Genomic DNA, 18,993 nt, shown 5'->3' on the forward strand with positions numbered 1-18,993 from the left:
TTTGTGCCTCGCCTTCGGTGCGGCTTAGCCTTGTTCGTCGGCGAGCGGATCGACCTGAAGGTCGTTGTCCTTCGCGAAGTTGACGAGGAAGTTGTAGGCGAGCGGTTCGAGTTCGTGCAGCCGCTTGTCGACAACCACGCACTTCTCGCCACCCAGCGTGCATCCAGGCCGCACATAGGGCGAGTAGCGCATCCGTTTTTCGGCGCCGAAGGCCGACATGATGCCGCACAGGCGGTCGGCCCAGTCGCTCGGGCGGAATTTGCGGCCCTCGCGCGTGAGGCCGACGATCACGAAACTCTCAATCGACATGGCGTGCTCCGGGGCCTGACGAGGGTTTGTGACCCCGTTGAACTACCGGTCTGAAACGTTGTGTGGCGCGGATTCTAGCAGAGCGGGCGGGGGCGCCAAAGCCGGACGGTGGCGTATGGGCTGCAATCGGTGTTGCGGCAGAAAGTTCCATTGGGTCGACGTGATTTGACGGCTGCCGTAAAATTGAAGGTTCCTCTATGCGGCTGACGTCAGCCTGACGCGATCGCATCGAGTACTCAGAGCAACGCACCACCAACTGCATGACCAACGGGGCCGCGCGCGATACGGATCGCGGCCGAGCGAGATGATGATGGCGACTGCGCCCAGGCACTTTCTTCAGTTCAACGACTTTTCGCGTGAAGAGTTCGATTACCTCTTCGAGCGGACACGCTGGATCAAGGACAAGTTCAAGCGCTACCAGCCCTACCATCCGTTGTTCGACCGCACGCTGGTGATGATTTTCGAGAAAGCCAGCACGCGCACGCGGCTGTCTTTTGAGGCCGGCATGTTCCAGCTCGGTGGATCGGCGATCTACCTGAATACGCGCGATTCGCAGTTGGGCCGTGGCGAACCGGTGGAAGACGCTGCGCAGGTCATGTCGCGCATGTCGGACGTCGTGATGATCCGCACCTTTGAGCAGGGTATCGTCGAGCGCTTCGCGGCCAACTCGCGCGTGCCGGTCATCAACGGCCTGACCAATGAATACCACCCGTGCCAGATCATGGCGGACATCTACACCTGGATCGAGCAGCGTGGCCCGATCCAGGGCAAGACCGTGGCCTGGATCGGTGACTCCAACAACGTCTGCAACACCTGGCTGCAAGCGGCTGAGGTGCTGGACTTCAACGTCCGTGTGTCGACGCCGCCGGGTTACGAGGTCGAACCCGAGCGGGCGAACCTCTACGGCACGGGTCACTTCGAGCAATTTGCCGATCCGATGGAAGCCGCGCGCGGCGCCGATCTGATTACGACCGACGTGTGGACCTCGATGGGTTTCGAGGCGGAAAACGAAGCACGGATCAAGGCTTTCGCCGACTGGCAGGTTGATGCCGACATGATGCGAGTGGCCAACCGCGGTGCGCTGTTCATGCACTGCTTGCCGGCGCATCGTGGTGAAGAGGTGTCGGCAGAAGTGATCGACGGGCCGCAGAGCGTCGTGTGGGAAGAGGCCGAAAACCGCCTGCATGCGCAGAAGGCCTTGCTTGAGTATCTGGTGATGGGGCGGGTTGACGGAAAGTAAGCTGACGGAGGCTGCACCATGATCGATCACATGACCTTTCGTGTATCCGATATCGAGCGTACGAAGTCGTTCTATGCGGCGGCGCTGGCGCCGTTGGGTTACTTGCCGGCTTACGATGCGGTGCATGACGGGGTCCGGGTGCTGGGCTTTGCCTGTGACAGCAAGATCGATACCTGGTTTGTCAGCGCAGCGGATGTGACGACGCGCTGCCATCTCGCCTGGCGGGCACCGAACCGCGCTGCGGTCGACGCTTTCTACGCCGCGGCCATGGCTGCGGGGGCGCGTGACAACGGGGCGCCGGGTCTGCGCCCGCACTACCATCCGGGTTACTACGGCGCGTTTGTGATCGACCCTGAAGGCAACAACGTCGAGGCGGTATGCCACGACCCTGAGTGACAAAGATTAGTCTGGCCCCCGAACGCCGGGCGGGGGCTGTGCAGGATCCTGTTCGCGCATCGGCACGCTCAGCGCGAATGGTGACCTACCCGGCCTGTATGCACCACTTTGAGCCTGCCGGTGGGTGATGCGTCGGAATCATCGAGGAACGGAAATGAGTGAAGCAAAGAAAGTCGTTCTGGCCTACTCCGGTGGCCTGGATACGTCGGTCATCCTGAAGTGGTTGCAAGACACCTACCAGTGCGAAGTGGTGACCTTCACCGCCGACCTCGGTCAGGGTGAAGAGCTGGAGCCGGCGCGTACCAAGGCGCTGAAGTTCGGCATCAAGCCGGAAAACATCTTCATCGACGATCTGCGCGAAGAGTTCGTCCGCGATTTCGTTTTCCCGATGTTCCGCTGCAACACCGTGTATGAAGGCGAGTACCTGCTCGGTACTTCGATTGCACGCCCGCTGATTGCCAAGCGCCTGATCGACATCGCGCGCCAGACCGGCGCTGACACGATCTCCCACGGTGCGACCGGCAAGGGCAATGACCAGGTCCGTTTCGAGCTTGGTGCCTATGCGCTGATGCCGAACGTCAAGGTCATCGCGCCGTGGCGCGAATGGGATCTGCTGTCGCGCGAGAAGCTGCTGGCTTACGCCGAGAAGCACGGTATCCCGGTCGAGATGAAGCACAAGAACGGTGGCGCGCCGTATTCGATGGACGCCAACCTGCTGCACATCTCGTTCGAAGGCCGCCATCTGGAAGACCCGAAGAACGAAGCTGAAGAATCGATGTGGCGCTGGACCGTGTCGCCGGAAGCGGCACCGGACGCGCCCGAGTACGTCGATCTGGAATTCGAGCGCGGTGACGTCGTGGCGATCAACGGAACCCGCCTTGCCGCACACGAAGTGCTGGCCAAGCTCAACGAGCTGGGTGGCAAGCACGGCGTTGGCCGTCTGGATCTGGTCGAGAACCGCTATGTCGGCATGAAGTCGCGCGGCTGCTACGAAACCCCGGGAGGCACGATTCTCCTCAAGGCGCACCGTGGCATCGAGTCGATCACGCTCGATCGCGAAGTGGCGCACCTGAAGGACGATCTGATGCCGCGCTACGCCAGCCTGATCTACAACGGCTACTGGTGGGCGCCGGAGCGCCGCGCGCTGCAGGTGCTGATCGACCACACGCAGACCAACGTGAATGGCTGGGTGCGCGTGAAGCTCTACAAGGGCTCGGTGTCGGTCGTGGCGCGTGACTCGAAGGACACCTTGTTCGATCAAACCATCGCAACTTTCGACGACGACGGCGGCGCATACAACCAGGCGGATGCAGGAGGTTTCATCAAGCTCAATGCTTTGCGTATGCGAATCGCGGAAAATGCGCGTCGCAAGCGCGGTGCCTGAGCTTTGAAGTAGTGCGGGCCGCCTTAGGGCGGCCCTTGCGTTTCAAGGCCGCGCTCGCTGCCGAGAGCGGTGGAACCACCCCGCCGGGCAGCGTCAGACGGATTGATCCCCCGAATTGACCCCCTAGATTCGTTCAAGAATGAGGCGCAGCATGATCAAGAAAATCGGTGTCCTGACCAGCGGTGGCGATTCGCCCGGCATGAACGCGGCGATCCGCGCGGTGGTGCGTGCGGGCCTGTCCAGCGGGCTTGAGGTTTACGGTATTCACGATGGTTACCTCGGCCTGCACCAAGACCGCATCGAGAAGCTCGAGCGCTACAGCGTGTCGGACGTCATCAACCGTGGAGGCACCTTCCTCGGCTCTGCCCGCTTCCCGGCCTTCAAGGAAGAGTCGGTGCGTCGCGAGGCGATTCAGAACCTGAAGAAGCACGCGATCGATGCGCTGGTCGTGATCGGCGGCGATGGCTCCTACATGGGCGCCAAGAAGCTGACCGAAATGGGGTACCCCTGCATCGGCTTGCCGGGCACGATCGACAACGATATTGCCGGTACCGACTTCACGATCGGCTTCGACACCGCGTTGAACGTGATCCTCGAAGCGATCGACCGCCTGCGCGACACCTCCAGTTCGCACAAGCGCATCTCGGTCGTCGAGGTGATGGGCCGCCACTGCGGTGACCTCGCGATGTCGGCCGCGGTGGCCGGCGGTGCCGAGTTCGTCGTGGTGCCGGAGCAGCCGTTCGACAAGGCGTCGCTGCTGTCGCAGATCGAGGCTGGCATCGCTCGCGGCAAGCGCCATGCGCTGGTCGTGATCTGCGAGCATGTGACCGATGTGAACGCGCTGGCCAAGGAAATCGAAGCACGTACCGAACTGGAAACCCGTGCCACGATTCTCGGCCACATCCAGCGTGGTGGCTCGCCGACCGCGCGCGATCGCCTGCTCGCAAGCCGCATGGGCGCATTTGCCGTCGAACTTCTGCTGCAGGGGCACGGTGGCCGTTGTATCGGTCTGCAGCACAACGAGATGGTGCATCACGACATCATCGACTGTATCGAGAACATGAAGCGCCCGTTCAACCAGGAACTGTTCGATCTGAGCGCCAAGCTGTTCTGACGCGGTTTTGCGCCAAGAAGAAGCCGCCTCCGGGCGGCTTTTGTCTTTTTGGCGCTGCGCGTATTGTCAGCGTGGCGTCAGGCCAAGTTGCTGAAATGTAGGCAATTTTCTTATTGTGCGGTGCGGGCACGCTGGGTAAAATCGCGCGCTCTGGTATTTGTCCAAAGCCGGTTCATGGAGCTTGGGTTTGGACAAATCCCATAATCAGAGAGCCCATGGAAACCGTCACCCTGTTCGGCCTGACCGTTGCGCAGTTTGAAGACTTGTCGCTCAAGTTCTTCCTGACCGCGCTGATCGCCTACATGTTCTTCATCATCTGGAATCTTGCGCGCGAGTCGAAAGCGGGCAAGGTTGGCACTGCAGTGCTGTTTTTTGCGCTTGGCACCGGCATGTTCGGTTTCATGGCAAAGTCGGTGATTGCGAAGGTGCTGGGCATCGAGTAACGCCCATTCCGCAGGACGACGAGAGGCCACGGCTATAATCCGTGGCCTTTTTCATTTCCAGCTCAATTCGGAGAGTCTGATGTCTGCAGCGGATCAGTTCGACGGCGTGTCGGTCGTCAAGAAAGCCAATGTCTACTTCGATGGCAAGTGCGTCAGCCACACGGTGCAGTTCGCCGATGGCACGCGCAAGTCGGTCGGTGTGATTCTGCCGTCCAGCCTGACCTTCAACACCGGCGCGCCGGAGATCATGGAAGTCATCGACGGGCGTTGCCGCGTCAAACTCGCCGGCGCCACGGCTGCGGTGGAGTACGTGGCAGGCCAGTCTTTCAACGTGCCGGGCAACAGTAGCTTCGATATCGAAACGCTGGACACCCTGCATTACGTCTGCCACTTCGGCTGACGGCTTTGACCGCTCCGCGCAACGCGGAGCGGGCGGCGCTGCCGGGGCGGGCTTAACGCTGCTCGGCGCCGCGGATCGTGACGGCCGGCAGCGGTAGCGCGTGCCGGTCGTCGATCGCACCGGAAAACTGCACGCTCTTGATGTTGGCGACCGGGAAGGCGAGCACCGTGCTCTCGGTTTCCACAATGATCCAGGGGCTTTGCAGGAAGCGCTCGATACCAACCTTCTTGCCCGCTTCCGATTCGAGTTGTTCCGGGAAGGTGAAGGTTTCCTTCTTGCCGTCGATGAACTCGATGACCATGTAGCGTATTGCCATGTTGATGCCTCCCGGCGCGTGAGTGTGGCTGTGCTTCGATTCTGGCAAGGCGCTTGGCGCGCGGCAAGCGCAGCTCAGGCTTTTGTAGCCTCGGCGGCGAAGCGTCGGGCAATCACGCTGACCATGATCAACTGCAGCAGATGAAACAGCATGATCGGCGCGATGATCAGGCCGAGCGCCGGATTGCCGCCGAACATGATCTTCGCCATCGGCACGCCACTCGCAAGCGACTTTTTCGAGCCACAGAAGATGGCCGCGATGCGGTCTTCCCGGCTGAAGCCAAAGCTACGGCACAAGAGGCTCGTCAGCGCGAACATCAGCGCGAACAGCGCGATCGAGATCGCCGCGATCAGTAGCAGCGTGCGCAAACCGTGGGCCGCCCAAACGCCGTCGGCGACCGAGTCGGCGAATGAATTGGCTACGATCGCCAGAATCGTCGCGCGGTCGAGCAGCTTTGCTGCTGCGAGGTGTGCCTCGACCCAGCGCAGCACGAAGGGGCGCAGCAGCTGGCCGAGCACGATCGGTAGCAGCACCAGCAGCACGATCTTCAGGATGACCGGGCCGAGTGCCATGCCGCTGCCCTGCGCATTCAGATAGGCGTTGATCCAGAGCGGCGTGATGAATACGCCGATCAGGCTGGAGAGGCTGGCGTTGAAGATTGCGCCGGGCACATTGCCTCGTGCGATCGAGGTCATTGCGACGGATGACGATACGGTCGAGGGCAGGGCACAGAGGTAAAACACGCCGAGCGCAAGCGCCGGGTCGAGCCGCTGCCCGAAGAGCTGGTGGAAGCCGATACCGAGCAGCGGGAACAGCAGGAAGGTCGAGGCTTGTACCAGCAGGTGCAGGCGCCAGTTAACGATGCCTTCACGCATCTTCTGAGGCGACAGGGTCAGGCCGTAGAGCAGAAACACCAGCGCCACGCCGTAGGTGGTGAACACATCGATGTGGATCAGCCCGCCCGTCCTCAGCAGTGCGGGCCAAAGTGAGGCGAGGACCACCGCCGCGATGAGGCTGAGCAGGAAACCGTCGATTCCGAAACGTCTGAGGCGGGCCAGCATGAATATCCTTCGATCCGTTGCGCCGGTCGGGGGTAAGTGGCGCAGGTTCGCGTTCGCAAGTGGATCGAATTGTCGCGCAAGCGAGCGGGTGACGTGGTCGGAGACGAGGCGTTTTTCGTCGTAGATGCGCCGCCTTTCAGGCAGCGCAAATCGGCGGTGCGAAACCTGCGGGACAATGCCTGGTCACAACGGTGATGCCGCTGCTATCCGCGCAGCGGCCAGTCTGGACGCCCCGTGCCCGCATTCCTCCGCGCGCTGAAGTCGCGCAATTACCGCCTGTACTTCGCTGGCCAGTTGATCTCGCTCGCCGGCACCTGGATGCAGCAGATCGCGATGATCTGGCTGGCCTACCGTTTGTCGAATTCCGCCTTCGTGCTCGGCACGATCGGCTTTGCCAGCCAGATCCCGATTCTGGTCTTCGGTTCGTTCGGCGGCGTATGGGTGGATCGGTTCGACCGGCGCCGCCTGATGATCTGGACGCAGGCGGTGGCGATGCTGCAGGCGGTGTTGTTGGCGGTGCTTGCCGGCTTCGGCTTGGTCACACCGGCAATTCTGATTGGCCTGGCTTTCCTGCTTGGCTGCGTCAACGCGCTGGATGTGCCGGTGCGGCAGGCGATTGCCGTGCAACTGGTTGATGACCCGGAGCACCTGCCCAACGCCATCGCGCTGAATTCGATGCTGATGAACGGCGGACGCTTCGTTGGCCCGGCACTGGCCGGCATTGTGGTTGCCTCGTTCGGCGAGACGGCCTGTTTCGTGCTCAATGCGGCTTCGTATCTTGCGGTGTTACTGGCGCTGGTAGCGATCCGCCTGGAGCCTGCGCCGCCGCGCGTGCAGGCGCCGGCGCTGCAGGCATTGCGCGAGGGCGTCGCCTACGCTGTGGCGCATCCGTTCATCCGGCTGTCCTTGCTGCTGGTGGCGAGCATCAGCTTCCTCGCAACGCCCTATGCGGTGATGCTGCCGGTGTTCGCACGCGAGATCTTCGGCGGCGATGCGCGCACCTATGGCTTCCTGGTCGGCAGTGCGGGTGCGGGCTCGCTTGCTGGCAGCCTGCTGCTGGCGACGCACGGCGAACCGCGACGAATCGCGCGCTGGGTGGCGTGGGCGGCGCCAGCGGTTGGGGCCTGCCTCGCCGGTTTCGCGCTGACGCCGTGGCATTGGCTTGCGACGGCGTTGCTGATGGGGGTCGGCTTTGCGGTGATCCTGGCCGTTGGGGGCAGCAATGTGCTGATCCAGACACGTGTCGAAGATGCCTTCCGCGGTCGGGTGATGGCGCTGTACTCGATGGCCTTCCTGGGCATCGCGCCTTTGGGCAGCTTCGCCGTCGGGAGCTTCGGTCATGTGCTGGGCATCCGCGACACGCTCGCGGCTTGCGGAGTAGCCAGCTTGTTGTGTGGGCTGCTGTATCGCCGCACGGTGCGGCGACCTGCGCCGGCGGTGACGTAAGCCCCTGCAGCTGCCAAAAGAAAAGCGGCGCGGCGCCAAAGCGCCCGCCGCTTCACTATCCGAGCAGAAACGCTCAGACGGTCTTGACCGGGATCTTGCCGATCTTCGCCTGCCACTCGGCCGGGCCGGTTTGGTGCACCGAGGTGCCGAGCGAATCCACGGCCACGGTGACCGGCATGTCGACCACGTCGAACTCGTAGATCGCTTCCATGCCCAGATCGGCGAAGCCGACCACTTTGGCGGTCTTGATCGCCTTGGATACGAGGTATGCGGCGCCGCCGACGGCCATCAGGTACACCGACTGGTGCTTCTTAATCGCCTCGATCGCCGCCGGGCCACGTTCGGCCTTGCCGATCATCCCCAGCAAACCGGTTTGCGCCAGCACCTGTTCGGTGAACTTGTCCATGCGCGTGGCGGTGGTGGGGCCGGCGGGGCCGACGGCTTCGTCACGCACCGGGTCGACCGGCCCGACGTAGTAGATGAAGCGGCCGGCCAGATCGACCGGCAGCGCCTCGCCCTTGTTGAGCATGTCGACCATGCGCTTGTGCGCGGCGTCGCGGCCGGTCAGCATCTTGCCGTTGAGCAGCAGCACGTCGCCCGGCTTCCAGGAGGCGACTTCCTCGCGGGTGACTGCGTTCAGATTCACGCGCTTGCCCTTGGAAGCGTCGTAGGTGAGGCTGGGCCAGTCCGCGAGCGAGGGCGGGTCGAGGAAGACCGGGCCGGAGCCGTCGAGCACAAAGTGCGCGTGGCGGGTCGCGGCGCAGTTCGGGATCATCGCCACCGGCAGCGAGGCGGCGTGCGTCGGGTAGTCGAGAATCTTCACGTCCAGCACCGTGGTGAGGCCGCCGAGACCCTGTGCGCCAATACCTAGCGCATTGACCTTCTCGTACAGCTCGATGCGCAGCTCCTCGATGCGGTTCTGCGGGCCGCGCTTAAGCAGCTCCTGCATGTCGATCGGGTCCATCAGCGCTTCCTTGGCCAGCAGCACGGCCTTCTCGGCGGTGCCGCCGATGCCGATGCCGAGCATGCCCGGCGGGCACCAGCCGGCGCCCATGGTCGGCACGGTCTTGAGCACCCAGTCGACGATCGAATCGGACGGATTGAGCATCACCATCTTCGACTTGTTCTCGGAGCCACCGCCCTTTGCGGCGACGGTGATGTCGACCTTGTCACCCGGCACCATCGAGTAGTGGATCACCGCCGGCGTGTTGTCCTTGCTGTTCTTGCGGGCGCCGGCCGGGTCGAGCAGGATCGAGGCGCGCAGCTTGTTGTCCGGATCGTTGTAGGCACGGCGCACGCCTTCGTTGATGGCGTCGTCGAGCGAGCCGGTGAAGCCCTCCCAACGCACGTCCATGCCGACCTTGACGAATACGGTGACGATGCCGGTGTCCTGGCAGATCGGGCGGTGGCCTTCGGCGCACATGCGCGAGTTGATCAGGATCTGCGCCATCGCGTCCTTGGCGGCGGGGCTCTCTTCGAGCTCGTAGGCGCGCGCCAGGTTGGTGATGTAGTCGACCGGGTGGTAGTAGCTGATGTATTGCAAGGCGCCGGCGACGCTGTCGATCAGGTCGCTCTGCTTGATGATGGTCATGTGGTCTCTCCCCCCCGGATTGATCAGTGGTCTTTGCCCATGAGCAGCGTGCTGTTCATGATGCGGTCGGTGTACGCCATCACCAGCGCGGAGATGACGAAAGTGACATGGATGCCGATCTGGTACATCACGCCGTGCTCGATCACCATGAGCTGGAAGGCGTCGGTGGCCTGGCTCATCTTGTTGCCCACGTCGATGAACACCTTCAGCAGGTGAATCGATGAGATGCCGATCAGCGCGGTGGCGAGCTTGATCTTCAGCACGCCGGCGTTCACATGGCTGAGCCATTCCGGCTGATCCGGATGCTCATCGAGGTCGAGTTTCGAGACGAAGGTCTGGTAACCGCCCACGGTGACCATGATCAGCAGGTTCGCAACCATCACCACATCGATCAGGCCGAGCACGATCAGCATGATCTCGACTTCAGACAGCGAGGTCGCGTGCGACACCAGGTGGTACAGCTCTGCGAGGAACTTATAGACGTAGACGCCCTGGGCGAAGATCAGGCCCAGGTAGAGCGGGGCTTGCAGCCAGCGGCTGGCGAAGATGAATTTCTCAAGCGCGTTGATGGCTTTTGTGCTCATGGTTTCTTTTGGGAATTGCTTGGGGTTGGTGGTGTTGCGCGTTTAAGCGCCGCAGTGCAGCAATGGATTCTAGCAGGCCGTCGATGGCGCTCTGTGCGGGAAAGCCCCAAGTCTTATGTAAGAGCTGCGTAAGGCGCTGCCGATGTAATTCAGACCCATAAGAGCCGGGTCGCTTCGTTTGCCTGCGGGCAGATCAAAAGGGCCGAACGGCACTCAAACCAGTCAGAACCCGAGGAGGCTAGTGGCGATGTCGAACGTCGAAACCGCAACGCATGAACACCGCGTATTCCCGCCGTCGGAGGCGGTTGTCAAAGCTGCCGCCGTGTCCGGTGTGGCTGCGTACGAAGCCCTCTGCAAGGAAGCCGAGACCGACTATGAAGGCTACTGGGCCCGGCTGGCGCGCGAGCATCTGAGCTGGAAGCAGCCCTTCACGAAGACGCTGGGTGCCGAGAACGCACCTTTCTTCAAATGGTTTGAAGACGGCAAGCTGAACGTCTCGTACAACTGTCTCGATCGCAATGTCGAGGCAGGGCTTGGCGATAAGGTCGCGATCATCTTCGAGGCGGATGACGGCAAGGTCACCAAGGTCACCTACAAGCAGTTGCTCGCGCTGGTCAGCAAGTTCGCCAACGGCTTGAAATCGATCGGCATCAAGAAGGGCGATCGCGTGCTGATCTACCTGCCGATGTCGGTGGAAGGCGTTGCCGCGATGCAGGCATGCGCCCGCATCGGTGCGACGCATTCGGTGGTGTTCGGCGGCTTCTCGGCCAAGAGCGTGCAGGAACGCATCCAGGATGCCGGCGCGGTGGCGGTGATCACTGCGGACGAGCAGTGCCGTGGCGGCAAGGCGATTCCGCTCAAGCCGATCATCGATGAGGCCTTCGCAATGGGCGGTTGCGAGTCGATCAAGAACGTCGTGGTGTATCAGCGCACCGGCGGCTCGATTCCGATGACCGCAGGCCGCGACGTCTGGCTGCATGAGCTGATCGCGAACCAGAGCGAGACCTGCGAACCGGAATGGGTCGATGCGGAACACCCGCTGTTCCTGCTCTACACCTCGGGCTCCACCGGCAAGCCGAAGGGCGTGCAGCATTCGTCGGGCGGCTACCTGCTCCACGCGGTGCTGACGATGAAGTGGACCTTCGACATCAAGCCGGACGATGTCTTCTGGTGCACCGCCGATATCGGCTGGGTCACCGGCCACACCTACATCACCTATGGTCCGCTCGCTTGCGGCGCAACCGAGATCGTATTCGAAGGCGTGCCGACCTATCCGGATGCCGGCCGCTTCTGGAAGATGATCGAGTCGCACAAGGTGTCGATCTTCTACACCGCACCGACCGCGATTCGGTCGTTGATCAAGGCGGCAGATGTGAATCCCGCGGTTCATCCGACCAAGTACAAGCTCGACAGTCTGCGTCTCCTGGGTTCGGTCGGCGAGCCGATCAACCCCGCCGCGTGGCAGTGGTACTACGACAACGTGGGCGGCGCGCGATGCCCGATCGTCGATACCTTCTGGCAGACGGAAACCGGCGGCCACATGATCACGCCGCTGCCGGGCGTGACCACGCTGGTGCCGGGCTCCTGCACGCTGCCGTTCCCGGGCATTCAGGCCGCGATCGTCGATGAGACCGGCAATGACGTGCCTTGGGGGCAGGGCGGCATCCTGGTCGTGAAGAAACCCTGGCCGTCGATGATCCGCACCATCTGGGGTGACCCGGAGCGCTTCAAGAAGAGCTACTACCCGCAGGATTTCCAGGGCAAGTACTACCTCGCGGGCGATGGCGCGATCCGCGACAAGGACAACGGCTACTTCACCATCACCGGCCGCATCGACGACGTGCTGAACGTCTCGGGCCACCGCATGGGCACGATGGAAATCGAGTCGGCCCTGGTGGCGAACCCGCTGGTCGCCGAAGCAGCCGTCGTCGGACGTCCGGACGAACTGACCGGTGAGGCGATCTGTGCCTTCGTGGTACTCAAGGGCGAGCGCCCGACCGGCGATGCGGCGAAGAAGATGATCAAGGAACTGCAGGACTGGGTCGGCAAGGAAATCGGCCCGATCGCCAAGCCCAAGGACATCCGCTTCGGCGAGAACCTGCCGAAGACCCGCTCCGGCAAGATCATGCGGCGCCTGCTGCGTGCGCTGGCGAAGGGCGAGGAAATCACGCAAGACGTGTCCACGCTTGAGAATCCGGCGATCCTCGATCAGCTCAAGGCCTGATGCCTGGCGGCAGCCGCGTGCTGCCGCCGCCCTGATTGGCTAGCAGGGGAAATCGCCGGCGCCGAGCGCCGGCGGTATTGAAACGGTAAGGGCGTTGGGGGACGCCCTTACCGTTCGTTTTCTCTGCGCCAAGCGGCTTGATGGCGCACAATTCCACTGCTGCCTGCCCGGCGTCGATTGACCGGGCGTCACACAGGCAGTGGATACCAAAAGCCCGCTTCAACGTAAGGCGGGCGAGGAGGAGAGAAATGGCCAAGCGTGTCCTGATCGCCGATCCGGACGAATCAATCGTTGTCTCGCTCGAGTTCTTGCTGCATCGCGCCGGGTACGTGGTGGTGGTGGTCGAACACGCCGCGGAGTTGGTCGAACGCGTTGTCAGCGAAGCCGCCGATGTGGTCGTGATTGCCGATGAGCAACGCGGCGCGCTCGATGGGTTCGAGCTTTGCCGTGCGGTGAGTGCGGAGCGGCTCGCGCCGCCGGTGCTGATGCTTGCGTCGCGCGCACGCGAGGCCGATGCGGCCAAGGCGCGTGCGGTGGGGGCGGCGGATTTTCTTGCCAAACCGTTCCCGACCCGGGAATTCCTTGAGCGCGTCGCGCGCCTGGCAACGGGGGATGCTTGAGCGCGAAGCGTGAGCGGATCGTGTGGTGTGTGGTGCTGGCAGCTTTGCCGCTGCTGGCGGTCTTGCTCGCCGCTGTGGCCGTCCGCAGTGAGCTCGATGAGGCTGCACGCGCTGCGCTAGCCACGCTGCTGAGCAACCAGTGGCCGCTTCTGGTGCTGGTGGGCTTGGTCGCCAGTGGGCTTGCCGCGGCGCTGGCGTGGAAGTTTGGCGAGCGCTATGCCCCGGCGGCGCTGCGCATGGCCGACGATGTTGAACTGGTGCTGGGTGGCCAGCATGGGCGTGCGATCGAACCGAGCGGTGCGCCCGAGCTCGTCGAACTTGCCGGTCGCGTAAATCGCCTGATCATTGCCTTCGAGGCCGCGCGGCGCGATGCCGAGTTACGAGCCGAGCAGGCGCGCGCAACCGTGGAGCGCGAGCGCAACCAGCTCGCCGCACTGGTCACCGAAATGCCGCAAGGCGTGCTCGCCTGCAACCGGGAAGGGCGCATCCTGCTCTACAACGGCCATGCGCGCGATCTGTTCGGCGGCATCGGCGACGGTGGTCTGATCGGACTCGGGCGGCCGATCGAATCGGTGTTTGACCGCCGCCTGCTCGCGCACACGCGCGATCGGCTGTGGCGCCAGATGGCGCGCGTGAACGGGCGCGTGGTGGTCAGTTTCGTCACTGCAACCGCCGCCGGGCGCCTGATCCGCGCCCGAGTGTCGCCGGTGCTCGACGCTGATACCGAACGGCCGGTCATGGAGCGCCTGAATGGCTATCTGATCCTCACCGAAGACATTACGCGCGAGTCTGAGCAGGCGGCACGGCGTGATCGCCTGGTCGAGCTGCTGACGCAATCGCAGCGGGGCGGGCTTGCCAGCATCCGCGCAGCGGCCGAGAACCTGATTGAATTCGATGACCTGGACGCGAGCCAGCAGCGCCGCTTCCTTCAAGTGATCCGCGATGAGGCGGTTCGCCTTGGCGAGCGGGTGAGCGACACGGCGCGCGAGTTCTCCGACGTGTTACGCGGCAACACCGCGCTGGAGGCGATGCACGGGGTCGACCTCGTCGGCGCGGCGCAGCGTCGCATCGAGGCCCGCACCGGTATGCTGACCAAGCTCGACGACGTCGATGCCGAGATCTGGCTGCGCGTCGATAGTTTTGCGATCGTGCAAGTGCTGACGGTGCTCGCCCAGCGGGTGTACGAATCGATCGAGCCGCGCGAAGTGCGCCTTGCGCTGCGCGGCGATGCCAGCATGGCGCAGGTTGAGTTGTCGTGGGGCGGCACGGCGCTGTCGAGCGAATCGGCCGCCGGCTGGGAAATGGAGCCCATGCTGCTGGCGGGCGAGACCAGCCCGCGCTCGATCCGCGAGGTGTTGCGTCGCCACGAAGGCGAGCTCGCCTATGGGCGAGAGCGTGCGAGCGCGCGGTCGTGGTTTCGCGTGCTGTTACCGCGTGCGGGCGCCGGCGACGAAGTCCAGAGCGGGCCTGAGAGCGATGGGGCGCGGCCGGAGTTCTACGACTTTGACCTTTTCGCGTGGGGTGAGCGGGGCCGGGCGCTGGAAGACCGCCCGCTCGCGGAGTTGGCCTACACCGTTTTCGATACCGAGACCACGGGTCTGGACCCGTCCGCCGGTGACGAAATCATTCAGATCGGTGCGATTCGCATCGTCAATGGCCGCCTGCTGCGCGGTGAACGTTTTGAGCAACTGGTCGATCCGCGTCGGGAGGTCGACCCCGCTTCGGAGGCGATACACGGCATCTCGCGCGAACGGCTGCGCGGCGAGCCGGACATCCTGACCGTGCTGCCGCGCTTTCACGCTTTTGCGCACGAGACGGTGCTGGTGGGGCACAACGCCGCCTTCGACATGCGCTTCCTTCAATTGAAGGAGGCCGCGACGGGGCTGCGCTTTGATCAGCCGGTGCTTGATACGCTGCTGCTTTCCGCCGTACTGCACCCGAACCAGGAAACCCACAAGCTCGACGCCATTGCCGAACGCTTCGGCGTACCCTTGCTGGACCGCCACGACGCGGCTGGCGACGCGCTGGTGACGGGGCAGTTGTTCCTGCGCATGATCCCCTTGCTTGCCGAGCGCGGTATCGTGACACTTGGCGAAGCACGCGAAGCCTCCGAGAAAACCTTCTATGCCCGCATCCGATACTGAGGCGCCGGTATTGCCCGACAGCACGCCGGCGAGCACGGCGTTCTCACTGCACACGCCTTTGCGTGCACTGGTGCGGCGGGCGCCGGTCACCGTCACGCCCGAGGCCAGCGTGCGTGAAGCGCTGGAGCTGATGGATGCGGGCCGCATCGGTTCGGTGCTGATCGCCGCGGAGGACGGTATTCCGCAGGGCATCCTGACCTTCGGCGATGTGCTTCGGCGCGTCGTGTTGTCGGAAGAAGCAAACCTGTGGCGGCCCGTGACCGAGGTGATGACTCCCGGCGTGGTGAAACTTGGCGCCGATGCGACCGCCTACGAGGCGGTGCTTCTGATGGCGCGCCGCAACGTGCGTTACGTGACGGTGATGGATCGCAACGGCCGCCTCGCCGGCGTGGTGTCGCGCGGCGATCTTTACAGCGCGCAGCGGATCGCGTCGGAAGAGGTGGTCAATGCAGTGCTGTCGGCGCGAGATCTCGCGCAGCTGGCGGTTGCCGCGGATGCGGTGCGTGCCTTCTCGGCGCGGCTGGTTGCACAGGGCATGGCCGCCGAGCAGACGATCCAGTGGATTTCGTCACTCAACGATCTGATTGCCTTGCATGCGATCGACCTGGTGCGGGCGCAACACAGCTTGCCGGATGTGCCATGGTGCTGGCTGGCTTTCGGCTCCGAGGGCCGCTTCGAGCAGACCCTGGCCACCGACCAGGACAACGGCATCCTGTTTGAAGCCAATGGCGAGGCCGATACGGCGGCGCTGCGTGCGCAGTTCTTGCCCTTTGCGCAAGCGGTGAATGCGGCGCTCGCAGACTGTGGATTCCCCCTCTGCAAGGGCGAGATCATGGCGGGCAACCCGAAGTGGTGCCTCTCGGCGGAAGAGTGGCGTGCGCGCTTTCTCGGCTGGATCACGCATGCCGAGCCGGTTGCACTGCTCAACGCGAGCATCTTCTTCGACTTTCGCCCGTTGTATGGCGATGCGGCCTTGGCCGAATCCTTGCGCGACTGGCTGCTCGATCACACGGTCGGCAGCGCCCTGTTCCTGCGCCTGATGGCGGCCAATGCACTGCAGGGGCGCCCGCCGCTCGGCTTGATCCGCGATTTTGTGTTCGACAAGCACAGCGAGCATCCGCGCACCCTGGATCTGAAGCTGCATGGCGTTCGCCCCTATGTGGATGCCGCGCGGCTGTTTGCGCTGGAGCAGGGCTTGCGTGCGACGAACACCGCGCAACGCCTGCGCGACGCATCGCGGCATGTGTCCTTCGGCGGCGAGGACATTGCCGCCGTGATTGATGGCTACCACTTCATCCAGCTACTTCGTTTGAAGAACCAGAAGGGCGAAGCGGAGTACGGTTCGCCCAACCGCATCGATCCGGTACGCAGCATCAACCACCTCGAACGGCAAGTGCTGAAGCACGCCTTCCGCCAGGCCAACCGCCTGCAGGATCGCCTGCGCGCCGATTACCGGTTGTGATCGCCACCGCCCTATACTCGGCAGCTTCTCGCGGCACCTGAGCGCTCGTCATGGATCCCTACAGCCAGCGCCTTACCAAGCTCTACCTGATGTACCTGCTGGGACTGCTCGGCTTTCTGGCATTCCTCGCGGGGGCGGAACGCGCGGGGCTGCCGCCGCGCTGGATCGGCTACACCTTCCTGCTGGCTACGATCGTGTTGTACGCCGCGATCGGCGTGGCGAGCCGTACCTCGGATGTCGTCGAATACTACGTTGCGGGTCGCCGCATCCCGGCTGTGTTCAACGGCATGGCGACTGCTGCGGACTGGATGAGCGCCGCCAGCTTCATCGGCATGGCGGGTACCTTGTACTTCTCGGGCTTCGACGGGCTCGCCTTCGTGATGGGCTGGACAGGTGGCTACGTCTTGGTAGCCTTGCTGCTCGCACCCTTCTTGCGCCGTTTTGGCGCCTTCACGATTCCCGATTTTCTCGGCGCCCGTTACGAGGGCAACCTGCCGCGCTTCATCGGCGTGGCGGCGGTGGTGCTGGCGAGCTTCGTCTATGTGGTGGCGCAGATCTACGGCGTCGGCCTCATCACCAGCCGCTTTGCCGGCATCCGGTTTGAGATTGGTGTGTTCGTGGGGTTGGCCGGCGTGCTGGTGTGCTCCTTCATGGGCGGCATGCGCGCGGTGACCTGGACGCAGGTCACGCAGTATGCGGTGCTGATCGTCGCCTATCTCGCGCCGGTGTTCATCCTGTCCTGGACCGTGACCGGTATCCCGGCGCCGCAAATCATGTACGGCAAGGTGCTGCATGACCTCACGAAGGTCGAGCAGCGGCTCGCTACGGACCCACACGAGATGGAGGTGCGTGAGCTGCGCGTGGCGCGCGCGGCAGCGCTCGAGGCCCAGACTGCCGCGCTGCCGGGCTCACTGGTTCAGGCGCGCGAATTGGCTGAGGCGCGGCTTGATGCGCTGCGCTCGCAGCCGAATGCCGCTGCCCGGGAAATCGCTGTCGTGCAACGCCAGCTGCGGGAGATGCCGGCCAACACGCTTGATGCGCACAGTCAGTGGTCGCGTGCGCGTAGTGACGAACTGGCCCGTGCGCGCCCGCCCTTGCCGCACGCGCAACCCCACGCGGGCACAACCGGGCAGGAGACAACCGACGCCCGCAACAACTTCCTCGCGCTGGTGTTCGTCCTGATGGTCGGCACCGCCGGCATGCCGCACATCCTGGCGCGCTACTACACCACGCCGGGCGTGGCGTCCGCGCGGCGATCGGTGTTCTGGTCGCTGTTCTTCATCTTGCTGCTCTACCTGACTGCGCCGGCTTATGCAGTCTTCGCCAAGTGGGAGATCTATACCCGCATCGTTGGCTCTCCGATCGCGGAGTTGCCGGCCTGGGTGGCATCCTGGGGCAAGGTCGGGCTCGTCAAGATCGAAGATCTCAACCACGACGGTGTGCTGCAACTTGCCGAGCTCACGCTCAATCCGGACGTGATCCTGCTTGCGCTGCCCGAAATCGCGGGGCTTCCCTACGTCATTTCCGGGCTCGTCGCCGCGGGCGGGCTGGCCGCCGCACTTTCAACGGCCGATGGACTGCTGCTGACGATTTCGAGCGCGCTCTCGCACGACGTGTACTTCCGTATGATCAACCCGCGCGCCTCAACGCCCCGGCGTCTGGTCATCTCGAAAACGACCCTGCTGTTGGTGGCCTTTCTCGCCGCATGGCTGGCTTCGCAGCGCCCGGACAGCATCGTGTTTACCGTTGGTTTCGCGTTCTCGATCGCCGCGGCCGGCTTCTTCCCCGCGCTTGTGCTCGGCATCTTCTGGGAGCGTGCCAACAAGTGGGGCGCCATTGCCGGCATGGCGGCCGGATTGGCGACCACCTTGTCTTATGCGGTGCTCACACACCCCTTCTTCGGCGGGTCCATGGCCAACGCGTGGTGGGGCATTCATCCGATCGCCAGCGGCATCTTTGGCGTCGTTTCCGGCTTCATCACCATCGTGCTGGTCAGCCTCGTCACCCCGAAACCCAGCGAAGCTGCGCGCTCACTGGTCCTCTCGCTCCGGACCCCGCGCCCAAAATCCGCCGCCGGCGCCAATACATCGGACTTGGATAATCGCGCCACTTTCTGATATATTCGCCGGCTCACCACGGAGAGGTGGATGAGTGGTTTAAGTCGCACGCCTGGAAAGCGTGTTTAGGTGAATAACCTAACGCGGGTTCGAATCCCGCCCTCTCCGCCAAGACACAAGCAATCAAGCGCCTTCCGGGGCG

At 63.6% G+C, this 18,993-nt stretch carries 17 protein-coding genes and 1 tRNA gene; 13 read left to right on the forward strand and 5 right to left on the reverse strand.

Annotated elements, in window-relative coordinates:
- Positions 1-24 precede the first annotated feature (24 nt).
- A complete protein-coding gene (locus tag HH302_RS19555; RefSeq protein WP_172204247.1) occupies positions 25-309 on the reverse strand; it encodes a DUF3579 domain-containing protein in 285 nt (94 codons plus the stop codon).
- A gap of 310 nt (positions 310-619) precedes the next feature.
- Here HH302_RS19555 and argF point away from each other — a divergent pair, with 310 nt between their 5' ends.
- From argF to HH302_RS19585, 6 genes are all read left to right on the forward strand, one after another.
- Positions 620-1,549 carry an ornithine carbamoyltransferase gene (gene argF / locus HH302_RS19560; RefSeq protein ID WP_172204249.1) on the forward strand — a complete coding sequence of 310 codons (930 nt, stop codon included), beginning with the start codon at positions 620-622 and terminating at the stop codon, positions 1,547-1,549.
- A gap of 18 nt (positions 1,550-1,567) precedes the next feature.
- Positions 1,568-1,945, forward strand: a complete 378-nt coding sequence (locus HH302_RS19565; RefSeq protein ID WP_172204251.1) for a VOC family protein — start codon at positions 1,568-1,570, stop codon at positions 1,943-1,945.
- A gap of 154 nt (positions 1,946-2,099) precedes the next feature.
- A complete protein-coding gene (locus tag HH302_RS19570) occupies positions 2,100-3,329 on the forward strand; it encodes an argininosuccinate synthase (protein ID WP_172204253.1) in 1,230 nt (409 codons plus the stop codon).
- A gap of 151 nt (positions 3,330-3,480) precedes the next feature.
- On the forward strand, positions 3,481-4,443 hold the full coding sequence (gene pfkA, locus HH302_RS19575) for a 6-phosphofructokinase (protein WP_172204255.1): 963 nt from the start codon (positions 3,481-3,483) through the stop codon (positions 4,441-4,443).
- A 215-nt stretch (positions 4,444-4,658) separates the two neighbouring features.
- The gene (locus tag HH302_RS19580; protein ID WP_172204257.1) at positions 4,659-4,886 is read left to right on the forward strand and encodes a DUF2788 domain-containing protein; all 228 of its coding nucleotides are present in this window, start codon (positions 4,659-4,661) and stop codon (positions 4,884-4,886) included.
- A gap of 79 nt (positions 4,887-4,965) precedes the next feature.
- Positions 4,966-5,286: a pyrimidine/purine nucleoside phosphorylase gene (locus tag HH302_RS19585; RefSeq protein ID WP_172204259.1), complete on the forward strand. Its 321-nt coding sequence runs from the start codon at positions 4,966-4,968 to the stop codon at positions 5,284-5,286.
- A 52-nt stretch (positions 5,287-5,338) separates the two neighbouring features.
- Here HH302_RS19585 and HH302_RS19590 read toward each other — a convergent pair whose 3' ends face one another.
- Entirely contained in the window at positions 5,339-5,602 is a 264-nt protein-coding gene (locus HH302_RS19590) for a hypothetical protein (RefSeq protein ID WP_172204261.1), read from the reverse strand.
- A 74-nt stretch (positions 5,603-5,676) separates the two neighbouring features.
- Entirely contained in the window at positions 5,677-6,663 is a 987-nt protein-coding gene (locus HH302_RS19595) for a bile acid:sodium symporter family protein (RefSeq protein ID WP_172204263.1), read from the reverse strand.
- A 234-nt stretch (positions 6,664-6,897) separates the two neighbouring features.
- Between HH302_RS19595 and HH302_RS19600 the strand changes: the two genes are divergently transcribed.
- Complete coding sequence (locus HH302_RS19600; protein WP_172204265.1) at positions 6,898-8,109, forward strand: MFS transporter; 1,212 nt, start codon at positions 6,898-6,900, stop codon at positions 8,107-8,109.
- 73 nt (positions 8,110-8,182) lie between these two features.
- Here HH302_RS19600 and HH302_RS19605 read toward each other — a convergent pair whose 3' ends face one another.
- Positions 8,183-9,700, reverse strand: coding sequence for a fumarate hydratase (locus HH302_RS19605; protein ID WP_172204267.1), 1,518 nt, complete (start codon positions 9,698-9,700; stop codon positions 8,183-8,185).
- A 23-nt stretch (positions 9,701-9,723) separates the two neighbouring features.
- Entirely contained in the window at positions 9,724-10,284 is a 561-nt protein-coding gene (locus HH302_RS19610; RefSeq protein ID WP_172204269.1) for a TIGR00645 family protein, read from the reverse strand.
- A gap of 247 nt (positions 10,285-10,531) precedes the next feature.
- Between HH302_RS19610 and acs the strand changes: the two genes are divergently transcribed.
- From acs to HH302_RS19640, 6 genes are all read left to right on the forward strand, one after another.
- Positions 10,532-12,508 carry an acetate--CoA ligase gene (gene acs / locus HH302_RS19615; RefSeq protein WP_172204271.1) on the forward strand — a complete coding sequence of 659 codons (1,977 nt, stop codon included), beginning with the start codon at positions 10,532-10,534 and terminating at the stop codon, positions 12,506-12,508.
- A gap of 248 nt (positions 12,509-12,756) precedes the next feature.
- Entirely contained in the window at positions 12,757-13,128 is a 372-nt protein-coding gene (locus HH302_RS19620; RefSeq protein WP_172204273.1) for a response regulator transcription factor, read from the forward strand.
- Positions 13,125-15,272, forward strand: a complete 2,148-nt coding sequence (locus HH302_RS19625) for an exonuclease domain-containing protein (protein WP_253946243.1) — start codon at positions 13,125-13,127, stop codon at positions 15,270-15,272. Before HH302_RS19620 ends, HH302_RS19625 begins: the two co-directional genes overlap by 4 nt.
- Entirely contained in the window at positions 15,253-16,734 is a 1,482-nt protein-coding gene (locus tag HH302_RS19630) for a DUF294 nucleotidyltransferase-like domain-containing protein (protein WP_172204275.1), read from the forward strand. The genes HH302_RS19625 and HH302_RS19630 overlap by 20 nt, the downstream gene beginning before the upstream one ends.
- 50 nt (positions 16,735-16,784) lie before the next feature.
- On the forward strand, positions 16,785-18,851 hold the full coding sequence (locus HH302_RS19635; protein ID WP_172204277.1) for a sodium:solute symporter family protein: 2,067 nt from the start codon (positions 16,785-16,787) through the stop codon (positions 18,849-18,851).
- Positions 18,852-18,871: 20 nt separating this feature from the next.
- A tRNA-Ser gene (locus tag HH302_RS19640) sits at positions 18,872-18,962 on the forward strand.
- The last annotated feature ends 31 nt before the right edge of the window (positions 18,963-18,993 follow it).

The sequence above is a fragment of the Niveibacterium sp. COAC-50 genome, assembly GCF_013184235.1.
Taxonomy (GTDB): domain Bacteria; phylum Pseudomonadota; class Gammaproteobacteria; order Burkholderiales; family Rhodocyclaceae; genus Niveibacterium; species Niveibacterium microcysteis.